We start from the raw sequence: 23,600 nt of genomic DNA on the forward strand, positions 1-23,600 counted from the left end.
CCCCCACGGAGCCCGCCCGTCTCAACGTTGGTGACTATTCTACAGAGACCTGCGGAAAGACAGTGGAATGCTGATCGAAGCGGCAAAACCGGCCGAACCGTTGCGCAAAAGCCGCATTTTTGCGGCGATGCAACACAGTCCCCAGGAATGAATATCGGGGTTCCGGCCGGCAAAATATCGTTGAACGGTCAAGCTGTTGCCGACGGCGCTGGCGGGAGAATCCGGCAAGCGGGGGCGGGGGAACGGGCAGGGGCCCGGCCGTCATCCACGGGCCGGAATCCCCGCCCCGACCGGGCCGTTCGGGGCCGGCACCGGAGCCCGGCGGCCCGAATCAGTCGGCGTGGCGGGCCGACCGAGCCGGGATTCCGGCCGTCACCCGGCAGAATCTGCCGCCCCGGCGCCTATTCGGCGGCGCTGCGGCGGTCGGTCTGCGGGGCAGGGCGCCGGGCCAGAACCTCGCGCAGGAACCGGCCGGTATGGCTCGCCTTCGCGCGGGCGATCTCCTCCGGCGTGCCCAGCGCCACCACCCGGCCGCCGCCATCGCCGCCCTCGGGGCCCATGTCGATCACCCAGTCGGCGGTCTTGATCACTTCGAGGTTGTGCTCGATCACCACGACCGTGTTGCCCTGGTCCACGAGCTCGTGGAGCACCTCCATGAGCTTGGCCACGTCGTGGAAATGCAGGCCGGTGGTCGGCTCGTCGAGGATGTAGAGGGTGCGCCCGGTGGCGCGCTTCGACAGCTCCTTGGACAGCTTCACGCGCTGCGCCTCGCCCCCCGACAGGGTGGTCGCCTGCTGGCCGACATGGACGTAGTGCAGGCCGACCCGCTTCAGGGTCTCGAGCTTCTCGCGGATCGCCGGCACCGCCTTGAACAGCTCGGCCGCCTCCTCGACGGTGGAATCGAGCACGTCGGCGATGGACTTGCCGCGGTACTTCACCTCCAGGGTCTCGCGGTCGTAGCGCTTGCCCTTGCACACGTCGCAGGTGACGTAGACGTCCGGCAGGAAGTGCATCTCGATCTTGATGACGCCGTCGCCCGAGCAGGCCTCGCAGCGCCCGCCCTTCACGTTGAAGGAGAAGCGGCCCGGCTGGTAGCCGCGGGCCTTGGCCTCGGGCAGGCCGGCGAACCAGTCGCGGATTGGCGTGAAGGCGCCGATATAGGTGGCGGGGTTCGAGCGCGGCGTGCGCCCGATCGGCGACTGGTCGATGTCGATGACCTTGTCGAGATGCTCCAGACCTTCGAGGCGGTCGTACGGGGCCGGGTGCTCCAGCGCCCCGTTCAGTTTCTTCGCGACGGCCTTGTACAGGGTGTCGATCACCAGGGTGGATTTCCCGCCGCCGGAGACGCCGGTGATGCAGGTGAAGGTCCCGAGCGGGATCTCGATGTCGACGTCCTTGAGGTTGTTGCCCCGGGCGCCGAACACGCCGAGCTTGCCCTTGCGCCCCTTGCGCCGTGCGGCCGGGGTGCGCACCGCCATCGCGCCGGTGAGGTACTTGGCGGTGAGCGAGGCCGGGTTGGCCAGCACTTCGGCGGGCGTCCCCTGGGCGATGATCTCGCCGCCATGGATGCCCGCGCCCGGGCCGACATCGACCACGTAGTCGGCCTGCAGGATCGCGTCCTCGTCGTGCTCGACCACGATCACCGAATTGCCGAGATCGCGCAGGCGCTTGAGCGTGCCGAGCAGCCGCTCGTTGTCGCGCTGGTGCAGGCCGATCGAGGGCTCGTCCAGCACGTAAAGCACGCCGGTCAGGCCGGAGCCGATCTGCGAGGCCAGCCGGATGCGCTGGCTCTCGCCCCCCGACAGGGAGCCGGAGCCGCGGGCCAGCGTCAGGTATTCCAGGCCGACATCCACCAGGAAGCTGAGCCGGTCGCGGATTTCCTTCAGGATTCGGACCGCGATCTCGTTCTGCTTGGCCGTCAGCTTCTCCGGCAATTCGGAGAACCAGCGATGGGCCTCCGAAACGGACAGCGCCGTCACGTCGCCGATATCGGCCATGGCGACCTTCACGGCCAGCGCCTCGGGCTTCAGCCGCTTGCCGCCGCAGGACGCGCAGGGCGTCTCGCTCATGAAGCGGCCGATCTCCTCGCGCACCGCGTCGGACTCGCTCTCCTTGTAGCGGCGCTCCAGGTTCGGGATCACGCCCTCGAACGGCTTGTTGACCGCGTATTTGCGCAGCCCATCATCGTAGGCGAAGCGGATCGCCTGCTTGCCGGAGCCGTACAGCACGATCGCGCGCGCCGCCTCCGGCAGGCTCTGCCAGGGCACGCCGGTCTTGAAGCCGTAATGCTCCGCCAGCGCGTCCAGCGTCTGGCCGTAATAGGGCGAGGTCGATTTCGCCCAGGGTCCGACCGCACCGCGCTTGAGGCTGAGGCCGGGATCCGAGATCACCAGCTCGGGGTCGATCCGCATCTCATGGCCGATGCCGCCGCAGGTCGGGCAGGCGCCGAACGGGTTGTTGAATGAGAACAGCCGGGGCTCGATCTCCGCGATGGTGAAGCCCGAGACCGGGCAGGCGAAGCGCGACGAGAACGTGATCGTCCGGGGCTCCTCGCCTTCGGGCGCATCCGCAAACACGATCTCGGCGATGCCGTCGGCGAGCTCCAGGGCGGTCTCGAACGAGTCGGCCAGCCGCGCGGCGATGTCGGGCCGCACCACGATCCGATCGACCACCACGTCGATGTCGTGCTTGAACTTCTTGTCGAGCTTGGGCGCGTCGTCGATCGCGTAGTATTCGCCATCGACCCGCAGCCGCTGAAACCCTTTTTTTTGGTACTCTGCGATTTCCTTGCGGTACTCGCCCTTCCGGCCGCGCACCACCGGAGCGAGCAGATACAGCCGGGTCTTCTCCGGCAGCTCCAGCACCCGGTCGACCATCTGCTGGACGGTCTGGCTCTCGATCGGCAGGTCGGTGGCCGGGGAGTAGGGGATGCCGACCCGCGCCCAGAGCAGGCGCATGTAGTCGTAGATCTCGGTGACCGTCCCCACGGTGGAGCGGGGATTCTTGGAGGTGGTCTTCTGCTCGATGGAGATGGCCGGCGAGAGCCCGTCGATCTGGTCGACATCGGGCTTGGACATCATCTCTAGGAACTGGCGGGCATAGGCCGAGAGCGACTCGACGTAGCGGCGCTGCCCCTCGGCGTAGATCGTGTCGAAGGCGAGCGACGACTTGCCCGAGCCCGACAGCCCGGTGAACACCACGAGCTTGTCCCGGGGGATCGTCAGGTCGACGTTCTTGAGGTTGTGCTCCCGGGCGCCCCGGACCGTGATGACCCGCCGGTCGCCGGCGGCCGGCTGCGCGGCATCGAACAGGGCCTCCAGCTTGGCGTCGGTGGCGGCCTCCGCGGCCGCGCTCCGCCGGTCCGGCGCGGGGGCCTCGACCTTCTTGCGCGCGGGCTTGGCCGGCACCGCGTCCGCAGGCGCCTTGGCTGCGGAAACCTTCACGGGTGCGGGTTTGGGGGCGGCTTTGCTGGCGCCGCCTCGGGCTCCGACTCTGGTTCCGGCTTGGGCTTTGGCCATGAGGGCGGCGGTCTTTCGAGGGGTCGACGCGGTCGGGGCTGGCTTGCGCGCGGGTCAGCCGCCGCACCCGCTCATGTCGAGCCCGGAGCGGTCGACGGCAAGGTGGGGCCGGCGGGACGCAGGCCCGACATGCGAAACCCTTGCTAGAACGAAACGCGTACGCCGGCAACCGCCTCCCCGGGATGTGCTGTCCCCGAGCCGGAAAGTCGGGGTTTCCAAAGGGCCTGCGGCCCTTTGGGGGGGTGTCGGGGCCACGCCCCGATCATCGGGCGAAGCCCGACACCAGGGCTCCGCCCTGGACCCGCAAAAGGTCCCGGACCTTTTGAATCCGGGACTTCACGCGTCGGCGTTGCGCGCCATGAAGGTGGCGGGGGTGCCGTCCTCGGGGTTCACGAAGATGATGTCGGTGGGGGCCCGCCGCGGGGTGTCGATCGACAGGAACGTCACCGGCTCGTCCGGGGCGATCTCCGGCATCGCGTGCACCGTGCCCTTCTCGAAGAACAGGAGCTGGCCGGGGCCGAACGCCGTGAGATTCGCGGGGTCGCCCAGCCAGACGGTGCCGCGTCCCGACAGGCAATAGAGGTACTCGTCGCAGGTGGCGTGGTAGTGCGGCGGCGTCGGGCGGTAGACCCGGAACACCCGGGCGCTCGCCGCCTCCCGGTCGGTCAGGTAGGTGTCGACCAGGAGCGTCCGCGCGCTGTCGGGCAGGGCCGCCGCGAGCGCCGCCACGTCGAAGAGGCCGGTCCCCGCCGCGTCCGCCATCACGTCCTCCTCAATCGGAAAAGCCTTCGAGCACGATCTTGCCCTTGGCGCGCCCGCTCTCGATCAGCGCGTGGGCCCGCCGCAGGTTCTGGGCGTCGATCCGCCCGTAATGCTCGCCCAGGGTCGTGCGCAGGCGCCCCGCATCCACCAGCCGGGCGACCTCGTCGAGGAGCGCGCCCTGGGCACCGATGTCGGACGTCCCGAACATCGAGCGGGTGAACATGAATTCCCAGTGCAGCGACAGGCTCTTGCGCTTGAGCAGGGCCACGTCGAGCTGCGCGGGGTCGTCGATCAGGGCGAACCGGCCCTGCGGGGCGATCAGCGCGGCGATCTCCGCCAGGTGCGCGTCGGTGTTGGTGGTCGAGAACACGAGGCCCGGCGCGCCGAGGCCCAGGGAAGCCACCTCGGCGGCGAGCGGCCTGGCATGGTCGACCACGTGATGGGCGCCGAGATCCCGGCACCAGGCCGCGGTCTCGGGCCGGGACGCGGTGGCGATCACGGTCAGGTCCGTGAGGTGCCGGGCGAGCTGGATCGCCACCGAGCCGACGCCGCCCGCCCCGCCGACGATCAGGATCGCCGGGGCGGCGCCCGGCACCGGCTTGGCGGTGTCGAGCCGGTCGAACAGGGTCTCCCAGGCGGTGATGGCGGTGAGCGGCAGGGCGGCGGCCTGCGCCCAGTCGAGGCGCGCGGGCTTGTGCCCGACGATGCGCGCGTCGACGCAGTGGAACTCGGCGTTGGTCCCCGGCCGGGTGAGGTCGCCCGCGTAGAACACCGCGTCCCCGACGGAAAAGCCCTCGGCCTCGGCGCCCTTGGCGACCACGGTGCCGGCGGCGTCCCAGCCCAGCACCTTGACCCCGCCCGCCTCGGGCTCGGCCCGCATGCGGACCTTGGTGTCGACCGGGTTCACCGAGATCGCCTCGACCTTCACCAGGAGGTCGCGGGGTCCGGGCTCGGGCTGGGGCAGGTCGAGATCGACCAGGACCTCGGTCTCGGTGATCGGCAGGGATTTTCTGTACCCGACGGCGCGCATCGCAATCTCCTCCGGCTGATCCGCCAGGAGATGCCGCCCGCCTTCACGAACCGCAAGTACGCACATAAAACGCCGCTAGTGCCGAAAATGATACCGTCCCCGGAGACGGCCGAGGATCCCGCCATGCCCCGCACCCGACACCATCGCGGCGCCTGCAGCCCCGGCTGCGCCGTCGAGGCGACCCTCCGGCTCATCGACGGCAAGTGGAAGGGCGTGATCCTCTACCACCTGATGGAAGGGACCCTGCGCTTCAACGAGATCCGCCGGCGGCTGACGAACGTCACGCAGCGCATGCTGACGAACCAGTTGCGCGAAATGGAGGCGGACGGCCTGATCGCGCGGACGGTCTACGCCGAGGTACCCCCGAAGGTGGAGTACAGCCTGACCGCGCGCGGGCGGTCGCTGGAGCCGGTCATCCACGCGCTGAAGGTCTGGGGCGACCTGCATGTGGAACTGCATGACGACGCGGCACCGACTGTTCGGAGTGCCGCCTGATTGTGCATGGCGGTCCGCGCCAAACCCTTCCACCGTAACGGTGTTTTTATAACCGTACCGGATGATTCGGGTTAACCGCGACCGCTCTGGATTCCGATGACCGTCCTCTCCTCGCTCCGCGCCCGCATTCTCGCGGTGGCGCTTGCGCCATGCCTCGCCTTCGCGGGCGCAGCGGGGTGGGCGGTGTCCGACCAATGGGCGCGGCGCGCCGAGATGGACCGGGTCGAGAACCTGGTCGGCCTCGCCTCGCGGGTCAGCGCCTTCGTCCACGAGGCGCAGCGTGAGCGCGGCGCATCCAGCCTGTTTCTGGGCGCCAAGGGCGCGCAGTTCGGGCCGGAACTCGCGGCCCAGCGCAGCCGCACCGACGCGGCGCTCGCCGGGCTTCCCGATGCGATGGCGGCGGCGACCGGCTTCGGCCCCGCCTTCGCGGCGCGGGCGGACGGATTGTCCAAGGCGCTCGCCGGGCTCGCGGCCCAGCGCCGGGCGGTCGACGCCCTCGGCGTGAGCGCGCCGTAGGCGGTATCGTTCTACACCGGCCTGATCGGCGAGGGGCTGGGCGTGGTCCGGGCGATGGGCGGGGTGATCGGCGAGGCCGGCATCGCGGCCCGGGCCAACGCCTACGCAGCATTCCTGGCGCTGAAGGAAGCCGCCGGCCAGGAGCGGGCCGCCGCCTCGGCGGTGTTCGCCTCCGGCACCCTGGACCTTCCCACCACGCGCCGGCTCACCACGCTCTCGGCCGATCAGGCGACCTACGGCGCCCTGTTCCGGGCCGGGGCCTCGGACGGGCAGGCCGCGCTCTTGGACGCCGCGGAGGCGACCGAGCCGGCCCGGGAGGTGGCGCGCCTGCGCAAGGCCGTGCAGGAGACGATGCCGGGCACGACCCTCGCCTTCCGCGACGCGCCGGCCTGGTTCCGGCTCGCCACCCAGCGCATCGATGCCCTGAAGGGCGTCGAGGACCGGTTGACCGCCGACCTCGTGGCCGCCGCCGACGCGGTGCGGGCCCGGACCGACCGGATGCTGACGGTCTGGATCGCGGGCGGGCTCGCTTTGTTCGCGCTCTCGGTCGGCTTCGCGGTCTGGCTCGGCACGGCGATCGCCCGCCCCCTGGTCCGGATGGCCCGGGTGCTGACGGCGATCGGCCGGGACGAGCCGGGCGCCGCGGCGTTGACGATCCCCGCGGGGGGCCCGCGCGAGGTGCGGGCGATCGCCGCCGCCGCGGTGACGTTCCGCGACAGCGTCGCCGAGCGCCGGCTCGCCCGGGCCGAGCAGCGGCGGCTCGCCGCCGAGAACGCCGCCGCCCAGCGCGCCGCCGCCCTGAGCTTGGCCGACAGCTTCGAGCGGCAGGTCGGCAGCATCGTCGAGGCGGTCTCGGCCGCCGCCGAGCAGCTGGAGGCCTCCGCCCACGGCATGGCCCGGGCCGCGCAGGACACCACCGACCTGAGCCGGGCGGTGACCGGAGCCGCGGATTCGGCCGCCCGCTCGGCCGATACGGTGGCGGCGGCCACCGAGGAGCTCACCGCCTCGGTCCGGGAGATCGGTGTGCAGGTCGGGGCCTCCGCCGACCTCGCAGCCTCCGCGACCCGGGATGTGGACAGCATGGGCGGGGAAGTCCGCCGCCTCGCACAGGCCGCCGGCAATATCGGAGCGATCGTCGCGATGATCTCGGACATCGCCGGCCAGACCAACCTGCTGGCGCTCAACGCCACGATCGAGGCCGCGCGGGCCGGGGAGGCGGGGCGCGGCTTCGCCGTCGTTGCCGCGGAGGTGAAGGAACTGGCCGGCCAGACCGCCAAGGCGACGGAGGAGATCGCCGCCAAGGTCGCCGAGATCACCAGCACCACCGAAGCCTCGCTCCGGTCGATCGGCGGCATCACCGAGGTGATCCGCACCCTCGCCCGGATCGGGGCCGAGATCGCCGCCATGGTCGAGCAGCAGGGCGCGGCCACCGCCGAGATCGCCCGCACCACCGGCCAGACCTCGCAGGATACCCGCGCGGTCTCGGGCCACATCGCCGGCGTGGGCGAGGCGGCGGACATGGCCAGCCACGGCTCGTCCCAGGTGCTCGACGCCGCCAGCGACCTGGCCCGGCAGGCCAGCGCCCTGCGCGGCGCCGTCGGCGACTTTTTGGCCAACGTCCGGGCCGCCTGACAGGGAGGTCCCGGATCCACAAGGTCCGGGACCTTGTGCGGGTCCAGGGCGGAGCCCTGGTGTCTCGGGGGCTCCGCCCCCGAACCCCTGCCAAAGGGCTGAGCCCTTTGGGATCCCAGGACTGGGCCTAGGCGAGGCCGAGGTTGAGCAGGCGGTCGGCGTTGCGCCAGAGGGCGGCGTCCAGGGCCTCCTCCGAGAGGCCGAGGGCGCGAAAATCCTCGACGCCCTGGCGCATCGGCCGGAACGGGAACGAGGAGCCGAACAGGAACTGGTCCTTCATGAAGCCGTTCGCCGCCTCCACGTAGAGGCCGCCGCCGGGGGCGAACGTGTACATGTCCGGGGAGACGAACACGTTCTCGTTGCGGAAGGCCACGGTCACCATCTCGGCCACGTGCGGATAGAATCCGTGGCAGCAGACGATCGGCAGCTTCGGGAAGGTCCGGGCGACCCGGTCCACCGCCAGCGGGTCGTTGAGGCGCAGGTCCGGGGTGGTCGGGCCGGACATCACGAAGGCCGGGACCGCGAGTTTCTCGCACAGCTCGTAGAGCGGCATCAGGCGCTCGTCGTCGGCCCGCATGCCCTCGCGGTAGAAGCCGGCATCGAGATTGATTCCCTTGAAGCCGAGCTCGGTCACGGCGCGCTTGGCCTCGGCGACCGCGGCCTTGCGGCCGAGCTTCACCGGATCCACCGAGGCGATGCCGATCAGCCGCTTCGGATCGTGCCCGGCGGCCTGCGCGAGGGCGTCGTTCGAGACCCGAACCCCCGGCACCGAGCGGGCGACCATCACGGCGACGTCGATCCCGGCGCCGTCCATCTCGGCGCAGAACCCCTCGATCGTGGCGCCGCGGGTGAAGTGCTCGACCTCGCGGCTGCCGACCCGGGCATTCAGCCAGCGCGCGACACCGAATTCCGGCGTGTCGGGCTCGGCGCCGAAGAACCTGTGCAGGAAGGTCGGCCGGCTGCGCATGTCCACGACAGGCATTTTCTGGGACTCCACGTTTGTGAGGTGAGCAAGGTCTGGGGCTGAACGTCGATCGTCGTATCAGATCATGGATTCACAAGGTCGAGACCTTGTGCAGGTGCAGGGCAGCGCCCTGCAAGACGCGGCAGCTCGTCCGCTCAATGCGAGACCGCCTCGAGCACCTTGCCGCGGGTCTCGACCCCGAGGATGAGGACCAGCAGGGCGGCGATCAGGAAGCCGCCCGCGCCGACCTGGAAGGCGGTGGCCGGGCCGTAATCGCGGACCAGCACCGGCACGATCATCGGACCCAGGATGGCGCCGATCCGCCCGAAGGCCGAGGCGAAGCCGGCCCCCGTGGCCCGGGCCCGGGTCGGGTACAGTTCCGGCGTGTAGGCGTAGAGGCAGCTCCACATGCCGAACATGAAGAACTGCATCACGAAGCCGGCGACGAACAGCCAGGTCACCGTGAGGCCGGCGACGGTCAGCACGGGCTCGCCGCCGGCATTGCCGTACAGCCAGGCGGCGGCCGCCGCGCAGACGAGGAACAGGGCCGTGGTCGGCTTGCGGCCGATCCGCTCGAGCAGGACGGCCGCCGCGGCGAAGCCCGGGATGCCGCCCAGCGTGATCAGGGTCACGAACCCCACCGAGCCGACGATCGAGAAGCCGCGCTCCTTGAGCAGCACCGCGATCCAGGAATTGAGCCCGAAGAACCCGATCAGCGCGAAGAACCACAGCCCGAAGGCCATCACGGTGCGCATCCGGTAGGCCGGCGCGAACAGGGTCGCCACCGCGCTCAGCCGAGGAGCGGGGACCGCCCCCGCCACCGCGGCGGCGATCTGCGGGGTGACCGGGGGCAGGGGCCGGCCGGTGGCGCGCTCGACCGCACGCTCCATCGTGACCATCACCGCCTCCGCCTCCGCGTGGCGGCCGGATTCCGCGAGCCAGCGGGGCGATTCGGGCATGGTCCGGCGCACCGCGAGCACGACCAGCGACAGCAGGCCGACCACCACGAACGCCCAGCGCCAGCCGAGATAGGGCAGCACGAAGAAGCTGATCGCCCCGGACAGCACGTAGCCCACCGCCCAGAACCCCTCGAGGATCGCGATGTACTTGCCGCGCACGGGGGCCGGGACGATCTCCGAGACCATCGCCTGCGCCACCGGCGCCTCGCCGCCGACGCCGACCCCGATCAGGAACCGGCAGGCCATCAGCACGGGCAGGCTCCAGGCGGTCGCCGCCGCGAGGCTCGCCAAGCCCCAGACCACCATGGTCACCTGGAACACGGCCTTGCGGCCGAACCGGTCGGAGGCGGTGCCGGCGGCGATGTTGCCGACGAGCTGGCCCGCGAAGGTCATGGCGGCGAGCTGGCCGGCCTCCGTGGGACTCAAGCCGAAGGCCACCACGATCGAGCCGAGCAGGAAGGTCAGGAGCGCCACGTCGATCTGGTCGACCAGCCACGCGGAGGCGATGATCGCGAAGATCTTCCGCTGGTAGCGCGACATCGGCAGCCGTTCGAGGCGCGCGGCGATGTCGGAGACGACCGGACGGCCGTCCCCCTGAGATGTCGCGGCAAGCGGCACGGCGGATCCTTCCTCGGCACCCGGACCGCGCCCCGCGCGGTCCCGTTTCCGACCCGGTACAGCAGGGCCGCCCGCCCGAACAGGCATGGCGGCGGATCGGCCGGCGCTGTCGGCGGCCCGGATCCGGCCTATCTGGTCGGGGGCCCCTGGACATTGAGACCCGCGATGGATGAGTCTGCCTCGGCCGCACAGCACGACCGCTACCGCTACAGCGCCCTTCCGGACCGGCCGGTCTACGACTGGCCCGGGGGCAGGCGGCTCGCGGTCTATGTCGGGCTCAACCTCGAGACCTTCGATTTCGGATCGGGGCTCGGCGCCGAGCTCGCCCCGGGCGGGCCGCAGCCCGACGTGCTCAATTACGGCTGGCGCGACTGGGGCAACCGGGTCGGGGCCTGGCGGCTGCGCGACGCCCTCGACGGCCTCGGCCTGCCCGCGAGCGTGCTGGTCAACAGCCGGCTCTACCGGGACTGTCCGGGCCTGATCGAGGCGTTCCGGGCCCGGGGCGACGAGATCGTCGGGCACGGACGCACCAATGTCGAGCGGCAGGGCACCCTGTCCGAGGCGGAGGAGCGGGCCCTGATCGCGGAGGCGACCGCGATCCTGACCCGACAGGAGGGCCGGGCGCCGGCCGGCTGGCTCGGGCCCTGGATCTCGCAATCGCGGGTCACGCCCGACCTGCTCGCCGAGGCCGGCTACCGCTACCTGCTCGACTGGTGCCACGACGACCAGCCGACCTGGATGGCGACCCGGGGCGGCGGCCGGATCCTGGCCGTGCCCTATCCGCAGGAGCTGAACGATATCCCCGCGATCGTCGCCCGCAAGGAGACCGGCCGGCAATTCGCCGATGCGATCGTCGACGCCTTCGACGAGATGCTGGAGCAATCCGCCGCCGCGCCGCTGGTGATGGGTATCGCGCTCCATCCCTACATCGTCGGCCAGCCCCACCGGCTGCGGCCGCTGCGGGCGGCGCTCGGCCATATCGCGGCCCACCGGGACCGGATCTGGCTCACCACGGCGGGCGGAATCGCCGCGCACGCCACGGCCCTGGCGGGTTGATCGGCGCCGGGCGCCCGCTTCCGGGCCGAATCCCGGTTCCATCGGTACGGATTCGCTATTCAGGCCGATGTGATCGGGTCTCATCGACGTCTTCCGGGCCTGAAAACGCGCCCCATCTTTCCGGATCAGGCCCGAGATCGCGATTTTTGCCCGGTCAGCCTTGCTGCCGCCATCGTTGCCCCGGAGGCGGCTCTATCCGCGTCCACCGATCACGCACCGATGCACGACGTCCGCGACCCGTGCCGCCTCGCCGCGCCGGCCAGCTTCGTTCCCGACACCCCGCCGGAGGCCGGGTTCGCGGACCTCGTCCGCATGGCCCGGCGGGCCTGTGCAACCCCGATGGCCTTGCTGGGCCTCGCGGCCGGGGACCGGGTCCAGTTCCAGGCCGGAGCCGGGTTCGAGCCGGGCCCATGCGCGCCCGGCAGCAGCCTCGACGGTCTCCTCGGACGTATCCCCGACGGGCCGGGCCTGCTCGTCATCCCCGACCTGACGACGGATGCGCGCACCCGCGCCGACCCCCTGGTCGTGGCCGGCCCGGGCCTGCGCTTCTACGCCGGGGCGGCGCTGGAGACCGAATCCGGCGAGCGACTCGGCACCCTCTGCGTGCTCGACCACGCCCCCCGGCCCGGAGGCCTCGGACCCGAGGAGGCCGAGGATCTGGCCGCCCTCGCCCGCCTGGCCGTCCGGCAGCTGGACTTCCAGCGGAGCCGGGCCGCGCGCGACCGCCTCCTGACCCAGCGGGCGGTGGTGGCCGGGGTGCTCACGGCTCTCCTGGAGGCCGGCGACCGGCGGGCGATCCTCGATCTCCTGGTGGCCGCCGCCCTGGCGGCGGTGCCCGAGGCCGAGGGCGGCGGCGTCGCGATGCGCGAGGGCGCCGACCTGGTCTACCGCTCGGGGGCCGGGACCCTCGCCGGCCAGCTCGGCCTGCACCGACCGCTCGCCGGCAGCCTGGCCGGCGCGGCGCTGACCGGGGACACGGCGCTCCTGAGCCCGGATCTGGCGGCGGATCCGCGGGTGACGCAGGACCCACTGCCGGTGCCCGGGATGCGCGCGGCCCTCTACGCGCCCGTGCGCCTCGGCGGCGCGGTTCTGGGCATCCTCGAATTGCGCGCGGCCCGGGCCGGTGCCTTCACGCAGGACGATCTGGAGGTCGCCCGAATGATCGCCAGCACGGTCGCGGCGGGGCTCGCCGAGACCCGCGAGCTCGGCGCGGCCGAGGCCCGGCTCGCCACCGTGATGGACACGGTCCCGGTCGGGATCCTGCTCGCCGAGGCGCCGTCGGGCCGCATCGTCATGGGCAACCGGCGCATCCGCGAGGTACTGGGCCACGACACGCTCTACGCGCAGGCCAGCACGGAATACGGCCTCTACGTCGCCTACCACGCCGACGACAGACCGGTGGCCCCGGAGGAATTCCCCCTCGCCCGGATCTGCGCGGGGCAGGCCGCCCGGGCCGAGCTGGAGGTCCGCTACCAGCACCCGGACGGGGCGCGCCGCTGGATCGCCATCCGGGGCGAGGCGATCAAGGATGCCGCCGGTGCCACCGTCGGCGCCGTGGTGGCGGTGTCCGATATCGAGGCGCGCAAGCGCACCGAGGCGAACCAGACTCTGCTCAACGGCGAGCTGTCCCACCGGCTCAAGAACACCCTGGCGCTGGTGCAGGCGATCGCCGCCCAGACGCTGCGCAACGCCCCCGATATCGACGCGGCCCGCGAGGCCCTGGCGGCGCGGCTGGTCGCCCTGGGCCAGGCCCACGACGTCCTGCTCGCCGGGCACCTCGCCGGCCAGGCCGAGACTGCCAGCGTCGCCGCGGTGGTGACGGGAAGCTTGGCGCTGCATCAGGACGGGCGCGGCCGGTTCGAGCTGAACGGCCCGGACCTGCTGATCGGGCCGTCGGCCGCCCTGTCGCTGGCCCTGATGCTGCACGAGCTCGGCACCAACGCGGTCAAATACGGCGCGCTCTCGACGGAGACGGGCCGGGTCGCGGTGCGTTGGGAGACGGGCTTCGACGCGGGCGGGAACGATTGCTTCACGCTGGTCTGGCGGGAAAGCGGCGGCCCGCCGGTGGCCCCGCCGAGGCGCAGGGGCTTCGGCTCGCGGCTGATCGAGCGCGGGCTGGCCGGGGCGGTCGGCGGCCGGGCCGAGCTCGACTTCGCCGGCGACGGGCTCGTCTGCACGCTCACCGCACCGCTCGCCGGATTCCGGGCCGAGCCGTAGAGCCGGCGCGACGGGGCTTCCAAACGGCTCCGCCCCTTAGCCGGGTCAGGGGCGGAGCCCTCGCGGCAGGACGTTACCCACTCAGAGCACCTCACAAAACTCCCGGTTCCCGGGAGCCCTCGCCTCGCACGCAACTGTGCGGCGGGAGTTTTGTGAGAGGCTCTCAGTCGGGGATCGCGAGGCCGATCGACAGGCACAGGGCGCCGACCGCGGTCAGGGCCACGGCCGCTTGGCGGATCTGATGCCAACGGGCGGTGCGGGCGCGCTCCTCCGGGCTCGCGCCCAGCCGCAGCTCGTCGTCGAACCCCTTCACGAAGGCGTCGAAGCTCGGGATCGCCCGCCGGGCGAGCCACAGCCATACGCCGACGGCGATCAGGCTGAAAACCCCGCCGCCGTAAGTTAAAGCATCGTCCAGCATCCGGCGCACGCCTCGCAGCCCACGCCCCCCTCAATGCGGTCTTCTACGGCAGAGGACTGGAATTGCCTAGGTCGCGGCTCGGATTCGGCGCGGATCTTTTTGTTTCCGGGCCGTATCCGGCCGCTCTTCAGGCCGGCGGCCGGCCCAGGGCGTAGAGCGTGATCGCGGCGGCGTTCGAGACGTTGAGGCTGCGGATCGCCCCCGAGAACGGGATTCGGGCCAGGATGTCGCAGCAGGTGCGGGTCCGCTCGCGCAGGCCCTTGCCCTCCGCCCCGAGGACGATCACCAGCGGCCGGGCGATGGTGAGCGTATCGAGGCTCGCGGGTGCGTCGGAATCGAGGCCGATCCGCGTGTAGCCGCGCTCGCCCAGCGCGATCAGCGCCTCGGCCAGGTTGCGGACGGTGACGAAGGGCACGTGCTCCAGCCCGCCGGAGGCGGATTTCGCCAGGACCCCGGTGGCACCCGGCGCGTGCCGCACCGTGGTGACGATACCGGCGACCCCAAAGGCCGCGGCCGTACGCACGATCGCCCCGACATTGTGCGGGTCGGTGATCTGGTCCAGCGCCAGCAGCAGGGCGTCGGCCGGCAGGTCGTCGAGACCCGGGGCGGGCAGGGGCTCGGCCTCGAGATACAGGCCCTGGTGGACCGCGTCCGGCCCGAGCAGGCGCCCGATCTCGCTCGGTCGGACCAGCTCCGGGGTGATGCGCAGGGCGTCGCCGAATTCCTCTGTCAGCCGGGCCGCCGCGTTCTCGGTGGCGAGCAGCCGGTGCAGGCCGCGCTCCGCATTGCCGAGCGCCTGCACCACCGGGTGCCAGCCGTAGAGCACGGCGGTGCCTTCCGGCGCGCCGGATTCGGGCCGCGGCCCGGACCCGCCGGGACGCCCCCCAGGCCGGAAGCCGGGCCGGAACCCGGACCGGGGCGGGCCGCCTGGGCGGCCGTCGTTGCGGTGGCCGGTCATCGGAACGCGATCGGGGAGGGGAGCATCGGCATGGCCTTTCCAGACTGGGTCGGTCCGAGAAACCGGGCGGCACAGCCCACGTCAACCCGAGGCCGTCCGAAACATCGTCGCCCAGCTGGCCGGGCACCGGATTCCGTGACGGGCTGCCTCACCTCCACACCCCCGTCTGTGGATGGATCGGGTATATTCCCTTCAAACCATGTGCATGTCGACGGAACCGGATGTGTTCTTCAGAACGAACGATCGCTGCGTTAAGTAGGAAGATTATCTAGAAGGAATCTTTCAGAGAGTCAGTTCGGAAGACTATATGCAGTGGCCAATTCCTCATCTACGCCATCGACTTAAGCCAGGTTTCCGTATCCGACTCTGCGTGGATGCGCATCCGACTCTGCGCGCTGGCGTATCGGAGTCTGCGCGGATCCGGCCGGTCGATGCATGGGATTCTGCGCGGTTGCGTATCCGATTCGGCGCGGATTCCGGGTCGGGGCGGTGGAATGCGGGGACAGAATGCCGGGACCCGGGCGTATCGGACTCTGCGTGGGCCCAGGGCCCTGATCCGCGCGTATGCAACTCTGCGCGGCTGCCGCTCGGGAGATCCTCGCGAGAGACCCCGGGGAAGCGTGGATTGCCGGGACAAGCCGGATCGAACCGGAGCCCTGGCGGGCGAATCGTGGCATGGCAGGATCGGGCCGCCTCTCCGCCTGTTGGAGGGGCGTGTCCGCGTGCGGCTCGGGCTGAGGGGCGATGGGCGTCGAGGAAAAGATTGCCGCGATCCATGACGCGGATCTGCGGGCCGAGATCGAGGCGGCGCGCGGCGGCTTCCTGTTCGCCCAGATCGTCGAGCACGTGCTGCACCGCCAGCGCGCGCGCGATGCCGAGGCCGCCGTTCTCGGGGAGCAGGAGCTCCGCCGCGCCCAGCTGTCGCGCGACCAGCGCCGCCGCGACGCGGTGCGCCTCGTCATCGAGAGCGAGCCGGCGCTGCCCTCGAGCCTGCAGCACATCCACTCGGTGCTGGCGCTCTGCGGCCTGCCCTATCGCGATCCCGGGCCGGTGCGGGAATTCTCCCGGACCTACGGGCGCAACTCGCTGAGCCTGATGGCCGGGCGGATCAAGGATCCGGAGACCGGCGCCTTCGAGCCCCAGGGGCTGCCCTACGGGCCGAAGGCCCGGCTGGTGCTGCTGCACCTCTGCACCGAGGCGGTGCGCCAGCGCAGCCCCACCGTGAAGGTCGCCGAGACGCTCTCGGGCTTCATGCGCGAGATGGGGTTCGCGGTGACCGGCGGCGAGCGCGGCACCATCCGGCAGTTCAAGGAACAGCTGAACCGGCTGGCCGCCTGCACCATGCAGATCGGCCTCTGGGACGGGCGCGACAGCGCCACCACCCTCAACGTCCCGCCGTTCCGCAGCCTGGAATTGTGGCGTCCGCGCGCCGGCGAGGGCGAGGAGGAGGCGGGCCGGACGGTCCGGTTCGACCCGGAATTCTACGAGACGCTGATCAAGCACGCCCTGCCGGTCGACGTGCGGGCGGCGCGGGCCTTCTCCGGCTCGGCGCGCAAGCTCGACCTGCTGTTCTGGACCGGCTACCGGCTGCGGGCCCTGCAACGGCCGCTGCGGCTGACCTGGGCCAACCTGCACGCACAGTTCGGCGCCGAGAACGCCTCGATCCGCAGCTTCCGGCAGGCCTTCAAGGCCGATCTGGCGCATCTGCGCGAGGTGTTCCCGCGCCTGCCGATCGTGCTCGACGATGGCGGCCTGACCCTGCACCCGGCCGATCCGAGCGCCCTGCTGGTGCCACCGCGCCCGGCCTCCACAAAGGGAATAAAGGCGCGCCGGCAGGGAATTTAAGGGAACGGGTCGAATTCCCTTTCGGGATCGGTATATTCCCTCTAGTGGCTGGCCTCTGACCCGACGGAACGAAGGATGCCTATTCCCTAGGCGTTCGGAACACGCTACATGTTCCGTCCTGCTGAAGGGAACGCGACATGGGCCTGTCGGACGAGGAGATCGAGGCGCGGCTCGCCGCGTTGCGGCGGCAGCGTGAGGCGCTCGACCGGGAGATTGCCGATCTCGTGCTCTATCGAGAACTCGGCCGGCGGCTGCGGGGGGCGGGGAGCCGGTCGGCCGTCCTTGATCGGGACGAAGGCCGCGCCTCAGGCCACGCCGCCCGTCCGGCGCCGGAACCGCGGCCTGCCGCAGCCCTGGGCATTCCCGTCGAGACCAGCCCACCGCCCGCCGCCCGGCCGAGCCCGGCCGCGCCCGAGGCCTGGGCCCCCCCAGCCCAGGAGACTCGACCCGTTCCACCGCACGAGGAGCCGGCCGGGATTCCGCCGGCGATCGCGTTCACGGAGGATGCGGCGGCCGCGCGCCGCTACGGACGGGCGCTGGTGGAGGCGGCCTGCGGGGCGATCCTGGAGGCCGGACGGCCGTTGCACGCGGCCGAGATCCTGGAGATCCTCCTGGCCCGCGGCTTCAGCCTGCCGGGGCGCGATCCGGTGGCGGCGCTCAACACCCGGCTGTGGAAGCGGGCCGGATCCGGCGGACCCCTGCGCCGCGTCGCCGAGGCCACCTACGCCCTGGCCGGAGAGGCCGATCCCCCATTCGAGCGGGACCAGGATCCGGAGGCTTGAGAACGAAGCTGGGCCCGCGGCGTCGCGAAAGCGCCCGATCCACGGCCGGTCACGATGCCGCGCCGTTCGGAGCCGGCCCCGGCAGGCGCTGACCCATAGGGGGACGCGCCGCCGCCGGGCCGTTCAGGACCGGCCCGGAGGCCGCGCCGCGCCGCGGGGACATCATGCAGAGCGATCCGCATTCGCGCGAAGCGGGCCCGGAGGCGGGGCCGTGACGGCAGCGCTCGTCACACCGCCGGGCTGCTCTGCGCCTTCGCGCTCGGCTGCGCGGTGATCCACGCCGCCCGTGGGCACGCGGAGATCCTCACCCGGATGCTCGCCGCCGCGGCGATCCTGGCGGCTGTCATGGTGCTGCTGGTCGCCTCCCTCGACGTCGCCCCACCGGCGGACGCGGTTTCGGACCCTCTGCCCGTCGGGACGGCCTTCCGAGCGACGCGATCTGGCTTGCGGCTTCCCTGAGGGCACGGGCTCGCTGCCGCAAAACCGCCGTCCCGGGCGTCGGCAGGTGCTTCAGTTGATCAGGCAGAAGCCCGCGCCGGTGCCGACGCGTCTCTCCTGCGCGCACCAGGGCTTGGGGACCGGCCTGAGCGCCTCCTTGGGCAGATCCGCCGGGCTCTTCAGGGACGCGGTGGTCTGGGCGGCCTCGGGCTCCGGGTGACGGAGGGCGAGGCTGTCGAGGAGGATGCGGGGCGCGGGTTCCGGGCGCTGCGCCTCCGGCCCCGGCATCGCCGCCACCGGTTGGACGCTCTCGGTCCAGTCCTGGGCCGCGGCGATTCCGGCCAGGGCCAGGCAGGCGACCGGGGCCGCGAGGAACCTGAACATCGACGAAGCTCCCTGCCGAAGACGCATGTCCGCCGGATCCCGGGCCGCGGGTCGACCGAACCGGGCGAGTGTGGCGGCGGCGTCTTAAAAGGGCGCGAAGATTCAAGCTTAACCGGATGCGAAGATCTTGGGTCGAAGGGGCTATACGGGCGTACAAAGTCTTCGGCCCGGGTGGTGATCAATCGTCGGCGCTGCCACATCCGGTCCGGGTGGGCCGTGCCCGCGTCTCGCCGGGCCGGCCGCGGCGCGGGTGGGCGCTCACGCCGCGCGCATCCGGTCCCCCGGCAGGGGCGACTGGGCTACGGGCATGTCCACCTCGGCGATCGGCCGGAACCGCCCGGTCGTGCCGTCATAGGCCAGGAGCGCGCCGGATTCGATCTCGAAGAACCAGCCGTGCAGGCGCAGGACGCCCCTGGCCAGGCCGGCGGCGACGCTCGGATGGGTGCGCAGGTTGGCGAGCTGGACCACCACGTTCTCCAGGGCGAGGGCCCGGTGGCGCTCTTGGGGATCCATCCCCTCGGGATAGGCCTCGCAGACGATCCGCTCGGCGGCCTCTGCGTGGCGTAGCCAGGCCGCGACGCTGGGCATCTTCTTCAGGAGGTCCGGCTTCATCAGGCCGCTCATGGCGCCGCAATCGGAATGGCCGCAGATCACGATGTCGCGCACCCCCAGCGCCACCACGGCGTACTCGATCGCCGAGGAGACGCCGCCGACCACGTCGGAGGCCGGGGGCACGATGTTGCCGGCGTTGCGGCAGACGAACAGGTCGCCCGGGCCCGCCTGGGTGATGTGCTCGGGCGCGACCCGGGAATCGGCGCAGGCGATGATCAGCGCGCTCGGGTGCTGACCGTCGCGCACCAGCTGCTGGTACATCTGGCGCTGGCCCGGGAAGACGCTGCCCTGGAAGCTGGCGATGCCCTGGATGATGCTGTTCACGGATATGACCTTCGGCGGCGAGAGATCGGGCTGTGAGGGAGGGGCGAACAGGGGCCGGCACGGGGGAGCCCGGGCGCCGCGCCGTCTCGGCATGGCGGTGCGGGCCCCTCCGGCGATGCGGGCCTTCGGATGGGACCGACCGACCAGGGGGCTCGGGCATCATCCCGACAGGGGGGGCTCTACGGATCCGGCGCCGCGCCCCGGATATCGGATGCGGGACGCGGCGCCGGGTCTCACGCGGGGTCAGCGCCGGGTGCGGCGCTCGACATGCCCGGAAGCCCAGTGCGGATCGATCACGCTGCGGCGCGCGACCGTGGCGTGGCCCCGGTCATGCAGCATCGGGGCACCGAGCAGCTGGCCGCTGCCCACGCGCTGCGAATGCAGCGAGCGCGGATCGTGGGAGGGATCGCTGACATAGGAGCTCATGTGGCCGCCGCCGGCGGCCTGCCGGCTGCCGCCGCCACCCTCGCCGGCCTGGGCCGCCATCGGCAGGGCGAGGGCACCGGCCAGGAGGCCGAGGGTCAGGATGCGCTGGGTTGTGGTGCGCGTCATGTGAAGCTCTCCGCCTGTGTTCGTCATGCTGGCTCGGGACACCGCGTCCTGTGCCGATGAACCCAACATAGCTTCAGGCGATCCAAGTAGATGTGCGGATAAGCACAGTAGATCGATGTAAAATTTAATCCGATTTGCTGGTCGACTTGGTGCGTGACCGCACGCGGCAACCCGAGGCCTGTCGGACCGACGGATTAACCGGCCCCGATCCGGTTCGCGCTGCGGGATCGCGGCCGCCCGGTCTGGGGCGGGGGAGGGGATGAAGGCGACCGGCTCCGGACGGGACCCGCCGAGGCCGGGCCCGTGCGCGATCTCACCCCTCCGCGCGGTCTTCCGCAGGGGCGGCGTGTCCGGCGAAACGGCGGTCCGTGCCGCCGCGCGAACGTCGGCGCGGGCGCTCAGCCGCCGAGCAGCGCATGCGCCGCCCGCACCAGGATCCCGTCCGGCCGACGCAGCTCGCCGAGCACCGAGAAATGCTCGGCCCCGGGCACCGGCAGCAGGGGACCCGGCGCATGGGCCGCCGCCCGAAGGGCGTGCAGGTTGCGGGCATCGTGGATCAGGGCCGGCAGCTCGCGGCTGCCATAGGCGAGGCAGAGCGGCTTGCCCACCACCGGCAGGCGCAGCGGCGACAGGGCCTCGACCTCCGCTTCCGTGAGGCGCAGCTTGTCGTCGAGGGCGGTCTGGCGGATCGGGGCGAGATCGTAGACGCCCGAGATCGCGAGCCCCGCGGCGACCGCCGGGTGGCCGAGCTGCAGGGCGGTCAGCAGCCCGCCCGCCGACCAGCCGGCCAGGACCAGGGGGCCGCCGATCCCGTGCGCGGGTCCCTGCGCGCCGATCCAGTCGAGCGCCGCGCCGATCTCGGCCGCGATCCGGGTCAGGCTCGCCTCCGGGGCGAGGGTGTAGCCGACCAGCGCCACCGACCAGCCGGCGGCGTTCGGCCCCTCGGCGAAGCAGGCGAACAGCTCGCGGGCACCGCGCTGCCAGTAGCCGCCATGGAGGAAGATCAGGCCGGGCGCCGAGCCGTCGCGGGCCGGGTAGAGGTCGAGGGCGTTGCGGGGCCCGGGCCGTACGGGATGTCGAGGCCGACCGGATGCCGGGCCCGGTAGGCGGCCGAGGCGGCGTCGCGGGCGGCCACCTGGGCGGCGCTGTCGGCCACCGCGCGGGTGTTGTCGTAGCAGGCGCTGCGCGCGTCCCGATCGAGCTCGGCCCAGCGGCGGCGCGGATCGGCCGGGGTCGGATCGTCCAGGCGGAAATCGAGAACCATCGTGGGTTGCCTCCCCGCCTCCCGCCACACCATGACAGGCCGCCGGACCCGGGTCGAGCCGCCCGGTTCTCAGGCCGCGGGGTCGGGATCCTGCGCGCCGATCGCCCGCAGGCCGGCGCGGGCCACCGCGACGTCCTGGTCGCTGGCGCCGGAGCCGACCCCGATGCCCCCAGGCAGGCGCCGTCGATCACGATCGGCAGGCCCCCGGGAGGTCGGTCAGCCGGCCGCCGGAGGCGAGGGCGACCGTCACGGCGAGATCGGCCGGGAGCCGGCCGGTGGCGGCCCCGTTCGAGGCGGCGGTGACCGCCTTGGCGCGCGCGCTCTCGCGCGACAGCAACTTGGCGCCCTCCATGCGCAGGAAGGCGAGCACGTTGCCGTCGGCATCGACCACGGCGACGTTCTCCGGCACCCCGATCGCCTCCGCGCGGGCGATGACCGCCTGGAGGACGGTCAGGGCCGCGGCATGGGTGAGCCGGGCGGCGGGGCGGGTGGGGGCAGGCATCGCAATCCTCGGACGCGGAGTCGGGCGGGAAGAGGTCAGAATCCGGGCCCTCGGGATCGTGCCGCCATAGCCCCAGCCGGTGAAGGGCGGGGCCGCGACCCGCTCCCGCGTCGCCGGGGGAAGGATGCCCGCGCGGGGCCGGGGCCTCTGCCACGACCGCCAGCCCCGGAGCCGGTCGCGCTCGGCCATGCGGACCAGCGTCGCCTCCATGTCCGACCATGTCCGAGGCTGCGCGGTACTGCGGTTCCCGCGGGCGCGGGCGGGCCTCGGCCGGAGCGGGTGTCAGCAGCAGCGCCGCCGGCAGGAGGGCCGCAAGGATCGGGACGGGCGCGGGGCGCATGGTTCGGGCTCGGCTGTGCGGGCGCTCCGGCGCCTACCCGGCTCGGCGCCGCCGGTTCCGGAGGCGTTTCCCGGGGCAGGGCGGTGTTCGCCGGTCCGGAACTTGCGAAAACCCCGTAGGATGCGGGACGCCCTCCCCCCGAGACGATGCGAGCCGCCCGATGCCGATCGCCGCCGAAAACCCCGCCGCGCAGGATCCGGTCGCGCTGCTCGAGACCCTGGTGGCCTTCGACACCGTGAGCGCCCGCTCGAACCTGCCGCTGATCGACTGGGCGGAAGACTACTGCCGCGCGTACGGCGCCGCGGTCGCGCGGGTGCCCGACGCCACCGGCACGAAGGCGGCCCTGCTCGTCAGCGTCGGCCCGTTTGAGACGCGGGCCGGCTACGTCCTCTCCGGGCACAGCGACGTGGTGCCGACCGAGGGCCAGCCCTGGTCATCGGACCCGTTCGTGCTGCGAGAGGAGGCGGGCCGGCTCTACGGGCGCGGCACCTCGGACATGAAGGGGTTCCTCGCCGTCTGCCTGGCGCTGCTTCCGGAGATGGCGGCGGCGGAGCTCGCCACCCCGCTCCACATCGCGATCTCGTACGACGAGGAGGTCGGCTGCCTCGGGGTGCGGCCGCTGATCGCCCAAATACTGGAGCGGGGGCCGCGCCCGCTCGGCTGCTTCGTCGGCGAACCCACCGGAATGGACGTGGTGGTCGGGCACAAGGGCAAGTCGGCTTCCCGCCTCACCTTCCGGGGCAAGGCCAGCCATTCGGCCCTGGCACCCGCGGGCGTCAACGCGGTGGAATACGCCGCCCGCTTCATCGAGCATGTCCGGCTGTGCGCGGAGGCGATCGCCCGGGACGGGGCCCGCGACCCGCTCTACGACGTGCCCCACACCACCGGCCTGTCGAGCGTGGTCCGGGGCGGCTCGGCGCTCAACATCGTGCCGGATGCCTGCAGCGTGGAATTCGAGTACCGGGCGATCGGCGCCGACGATGCCGGGGCGCTGGCGGCGGCCGCGATCGCCTACGCCACCGACACCCTGGCGCCGCTGATGCGGGAAACGGACCCGGCCTGCGGCGTCGAGGTCGAGCCGCTGATCGACTATCCCGGCCTCGATACCGACCCCGAGGCGGCGATCGTGACGCTCGCCAAGCGGCTGGCCGGGCGGAACGCGCACGGGAAGGTTTCGTACGGGACGGAAGGCGGGCTGTTCGAGCGGCTGGGTGGCGTGCCGGCGGTGGTGATCGGTCCGGGCTCAATCGCCCGGGCCCACAAGGCCGACGAATACGTGACCCGGGACGAGCTCGCCGCCTGCGCCGAGTTCGTCCGGCGGCTGATCCGGACGTGCCGGGGCTGACGGCGCGGCGCAGCGTTCCCCGCGAAGAGCCTTCGAAGGCTGCGGCTCTCGCAGCGCGGATTGAGATTT

At 72.1% G+C, this 23,600-nt stretch carries 17 protein-coding genes and 2 pseudogenes; 7 read left to right on the top strand and 12 right to left on the bottom strand.

All coding sequences use genetic code 11. The features are described from left to right. Positions 1 to 401 precede the first annotated feature (401 nt). The 3 genes from uvrA to AKJ13_RS18390 form a co-directional block, all read right to left on the bottom strand. Complete coding sequence (gene uvrA, locus AKJ13_RS18380) at positions 402 to 3,518, bottom strand: excinuclease ABC subunit UvrA (protein ID WP_050734660.1); 3,117 nt, start codon at positions 3,516 to 3,518, stop codon at positions 402 to 404. A gap of 336 nt (positions 3,519 to 3,854) precedes the next feature. Then, complete coding sequence (locus tag AKJ13_RS18385) at positions 3,855 to 4,280, bottom strand: cupin domain-containing protein (RefSeq protein ID WP_050734661.1); 426 nt, start codon at positions 4,278 to 4,280, stop codon at positions 3,855 to 3,857. Positions 4,281 to 4,290: 10 nt separating this feature from the next. Continuing rightward, complete coding sequence (locus AKJ13_RS18390; RefSeq protein ID WP_050734662.1) at positions 4,291 to 5,310, bottom strand: zinc-binding alcohol dehydrogenase family protein; 1,020 nt, start codon at positions 5,308 to 5,310, stop codon at positions 4,291 to 4,293. Between the two features lie 123 nt (positions 5,311 to 5,433). Here AKJ13_RS18390 and AKJ13_RS18395 point away from each other — a divergent pair, with 123 nt between their 5' ends. Together AKJ13_RS18395 and AKJ13_RS18400 are read left to right on the top strand one after the other, a co-directional pair. Further along, complete coding sequence (locus tag AKJ13_RS18395; RefSeq protein WP_050734663.1) at positions 5,434 to 5,805, top strand: helix-turn-helix domain-containing protein; 372 nt, start codon at positions 5,434 to 5,436, stop codon at positions 5,803 to 5,805. A gap of 96 nt (positions 5,806 to 5,901) precedes the next feature. Further along, positions 5,902 to 7,953 (top strand): annotated as a pseudogene (locus tag AKJ13_RS18400) (nitrate- and nitrite sensing domain-containing protein). A gap of 127 nt (positions 7,954 to 8,080) precedes the next feature. On the opposite strand, the gene AKJ13_RS18405 reads toward AKJ13_RS18400, so the two are convergent. Continuing rightward, positions 8,081 to 8,935, bottom strand: coding sequence for an amidohydrolase family protein (locus AKJ13_RS18405; protein WP_050734664.1), 855 nt, complete (start codon positions 8,933 to 8,935; stop codon positions 8,081 to 8,083). Positions 8,936 to 9,072: 137 nt separating this feature from the next. Beyond that, positions 9,073 to 10,494, bottom strand: a complete 1,422-nt coding sequence (locus tag AKJ13_RS18410) for an MFS transporter (RefSeq protein ID WP_050734665.1) — start codon at positions 10,492 to 10,494, stop codon at positions 9,073 to 9,075. A 165-nt stretch (positions 10,495 to 10,659) separates the two neighbouring features. Between AKJ13_RS18410 and AKJ13_RS18415 the strand changes: the two genes are divergently transcribed. Beyond that, the gene (locus AKJ13_RS18415; protein WP_050734666.1) at positions 10,660 to 11,550 is read left to right on the top strand and encodes a polysaccharide deacetylase family protein; all 891 of its coding nucleotides are present in this window, start codon (positions 10,660 to 10,662) and stop codon (positions 11,548 to 11,550) included. A gap of 219 nt (positions 11,551 to 11,769) precedes the next feature. Next, positions 11,770 to 13,767 carry an HWE histidine kinase domain-containing protein gene (locus AKJ13_RS18420; protein WP_050734667.1) on the top strand — a complete coding sequence of 666 codons (1,998 nt, stop codon included), beginning with the start codon at positions 11,770 to 11,772 and terminating at the stop codon, positions 13,765 to 13,767. Positions 13,768 to 13,930: 163 nt separating this feature from the next. On the opposite strand, the gene AKJ13_RS18425 is transcribed toward AKJ13_RS18420, so the two are convergent. Together AKJ13_RS18425 and AKJ13_RS18430 are read right to left on the bottom strand one after the other, a co-directional pair. After that, positions 13,931 to 14,185 (bottom strand): hypothetical protein, encoded by a 255-nt coding sequence (locus AKJ13_RS18425; protein WP_050734668.1) that lies wholly within the window; start codon positions 14,183 to 14,185, stop codon positions 13,931 to 13,933. Between the two features lie 127 nt (positions 14,186 to 14,312). Further along, the gene (locus AKJ13_RS18430; RefSeq protein ID WP_082317017.1) at positions 14,313 to 15,143 is read right to left on the bottom strand and encodes an RNA methyltransferase; all 831 of its coding nucleotides are present in this window, start codon (positions 15,141 to 15,143) and stop codon (positions 14,313 to 14,315) included. Positions 15,144 to 15,887: 744 nt separating this feature from the next. Here AKJ13_RS18430 and AKJ13_RS18435 point away from each other — a divergent pair. Beyond that, on the top strand, positions 15,888 to 16,988 hold the full coding sequence (locus tag AKJ13_RS18435) for a replication protein RepA (RefSeq protein ID WP_050734669.1): 1,101 nt from the start codon (positions 15,888 to 15,890) through the stop codon (positions 16,986 to 16,988). A 137-nt stretch (positions 16,989 to 17,125) separates the two neighbouring features. Beyond that, a complete protein-coding gene (locus AKJ13_RS18440) occupies positions 17,126 to 17,770 on the top strand; it encodes a hypothetical protein (RefSeq protein WP_050734670.1) in 645 nt (214 codons plus the stop codon). Between the two features lie 510 nt (positions 17,771 to 18,280). Here the strand turns inward: AKJ13_RS18440 and AKJ13_RS18450 are convergent. The 5 genes and pseudogenes from AKJ13_RS18450 to AKJ13_RS18470 all read right to left on the bottom strand — a co-directional run bounded on the left by AKJ13_RS18450 (position 18,281) and on the right by AKJ13_RS18470 (position 21,846). Continuing rightward, entirely contained in the window at positions 18,281 to 18,592 is a 312-nt protein-coding gene (locus tag AKJ13_RS18450) for a hypothetical protein (RefSeq protein ID WP_050734672.1), read from the bottom strand. Positions 18,593 to 18,850: 258 nt separating this feature from the next. Beyond that, positions 18,851 to 19,528: a carbonic anhydrase gene (locus tag AKJ13_RS18455; RefSeq protein ID WP_050734673.1), complete on the bottom strand. Its 678-nt coding sequence runs from the start codon at positions 19,526 to 19,528 to the stop codon at positions 18,851 to 18,853. 243 nt (positions 19,529 to 19,771) lie between these two features. Continuing rightward, positions 19,772 to 20,080: a hypothetical protein gene (locus AKJ13_RS18460; protein ID WP_007560534.1), complete on the bottom strand. Its 309-nt coding sequence runs from the start codon at positions 20,078 to 20,080 to the stop codon at positions 19,772 to 19,774. Between the two features lie 398 nt (positions 20,081 to 20,478). Next, positions 20,479 to 21,344 (bottom strand): annotated as a pseudogene (locus AKJ13_RS18465) (alpha/beta hydrolase). Between the two features lie 187 nt (positions 21,345 to 21,531). Beyond that, positions 21,532 to 21,846 (bottom strand): heme-binding protein, encoded by a 315-nt coding sequence (locus AKJ13_RS18470; protein ID WP_348270953.1) that lies wholly within the window; start codon positions 21,844 to 21,846, stop codon positions 21,532 to 21,534. A gap of 500 nt (positions 21,847 to 22,346) precedes the next feature. Between AKJ13_RS18470 and argE the strand changes: the two genes are divergently transcribed. Further along, positions 22,347 to 23,531: an acetylornithine deacetylase gene (gene argE / locus AKJ13_RS18475; RefSeq protein ID WP_050734674.1), complete on the top strand. Its 1,185-nt coding sequence runs from the start codon at positions 22,347 to 22,349 to the stop codon at positions 23,529 to 23,531. Positions 23,532 to 23,600 lie beyond the last annotated feature (69 nt).

Source organism: Methylobacterium sp. ARG-1 (assembly GCF_001262595.1).
Taxonomy (GTDB): Bacteria; Pseudomonadota; Alphaproteobacteria; order Rhizobiales; family Beijerinckiaceae; genus Methylobacterium; species Methylobacterium brachiatum.

What these genes read in the sequence shown, in the direction of transcription:
- uvrA (WP_050734660.1), bottom strand. Translation starts at nt 3,518, where the DNA reads ATGGCCAAAGCCCAAGCCGGAACCAGAGTCGGAGCCCGAGGCGGCGCC.
- AKJ13_RS18385 (WP_050734661.1), bottom strand. Translation starts at nt 4,280, where the DNA reads ATGGCGGACGCGGCGGGGACCGGCCTCTTCGACGTGGCGGCGCTCGCG.
- AKJ13_RS18390 (WP_050734662.1), bottom strand. Translation starts at nt 5,310, where the DNA reads ATGCGCGCCGTCGGGTACAGAAAATCCCTGCCGATCACCGAGACCGAG.
- AKJ13_RS18395 (WP_050734663.1), top strand. Translation starts at nt 5,434, where the DNA reads ATGCCCCGCACCCGACACCATCGCGGCGCCTGCAGCCCCGGCTGCGCC.
- AKJ13_RS18405 (WP_050734664.1), bottom strand. Translation starts at nt 8,935, where the DNA reads ATGCCTGTCGTGGACATGCGCAGCCGGCCGACCTTCCTGCACAGGTTC.
- AKJ13_RS18415 (WP_050734666.1), top strand. Translation starts at nt 10,660, where the DNA reads ATGGATGAGTCTGCCTCGGCCGCACAGCACGACCGCTACCGCTACAGC.
- AKJ13_RS18420 (WP_050734667.1), top strand. Translation starts at nt 11,770, where the DNA reads ATGCACGACGTCCGCGACCCGTGCCGCCTCGCCGCGCCGGCCAGCTTC.
- AKJ13_RS18425 (WP_050734668.1), bottom strand. Translation starts at nt 14,185, where the DNA reads ATGCTGGACGATGCTTTAACTTACGGCGGCGGGGTTTTCAGCCTGATC.
- AKJ13_RS18430 (WP_082317017.1), bottom strand. Translation starts at nt 15,143, where the DNA reads ATGACCGGCCACCGCAACGACGGCCGCCCAGGCGGCCCGCCCCGGTCC.
- AKJ13_RS18435 (WP_050734669.1), top strand. Translation starts at nt 15,888, where the DNA reads ATGGGCGTCGAGGAAAAGATTGCCGCGATCCATGACGCGGATCTGCGG.
- AKJ13_RS18440 (WP_050734670.1), top strand. Translation starts at nt 17,126, where the DNA reads ATGGGCCTGTCGGACGAGGAGATCGAGGCGCGGCTCGCCGCGTTGCGG.
- AKJ13_RS18450 (WP_050734672.1), bottom strand. Translation starts at nt 18,592, where the DNA reads ATGTTCAGGTTCCTCGCGGCCCCGGTCGCCTGCCTGGCCCTGGCCGGA.
- AKJ13_RS18460 (WP_007560534.1), bottom strand. Translation starts at nt 20,080, where the DNA reads ATGACGCGCACCACAACCCAGCGCATCCTGACCCTCGGCCTCCTGGCC.
- AKJ13_RS18470 (WP_348270953.1), bottom strand. Translation starts at nt 21,846, where the DNA reads ATGCCTGCCCCCACCCGCCCCGCCGCCCGGCTCACCCATGCCGCGGCC.
- argE (WP_050734674.1), top strand. Translation starts at nt 22,347, where the DNA reads ATGCCGATCGCCGCCGAAAACCCCGCCGCGCAGGATCCGGTCGCGCTG.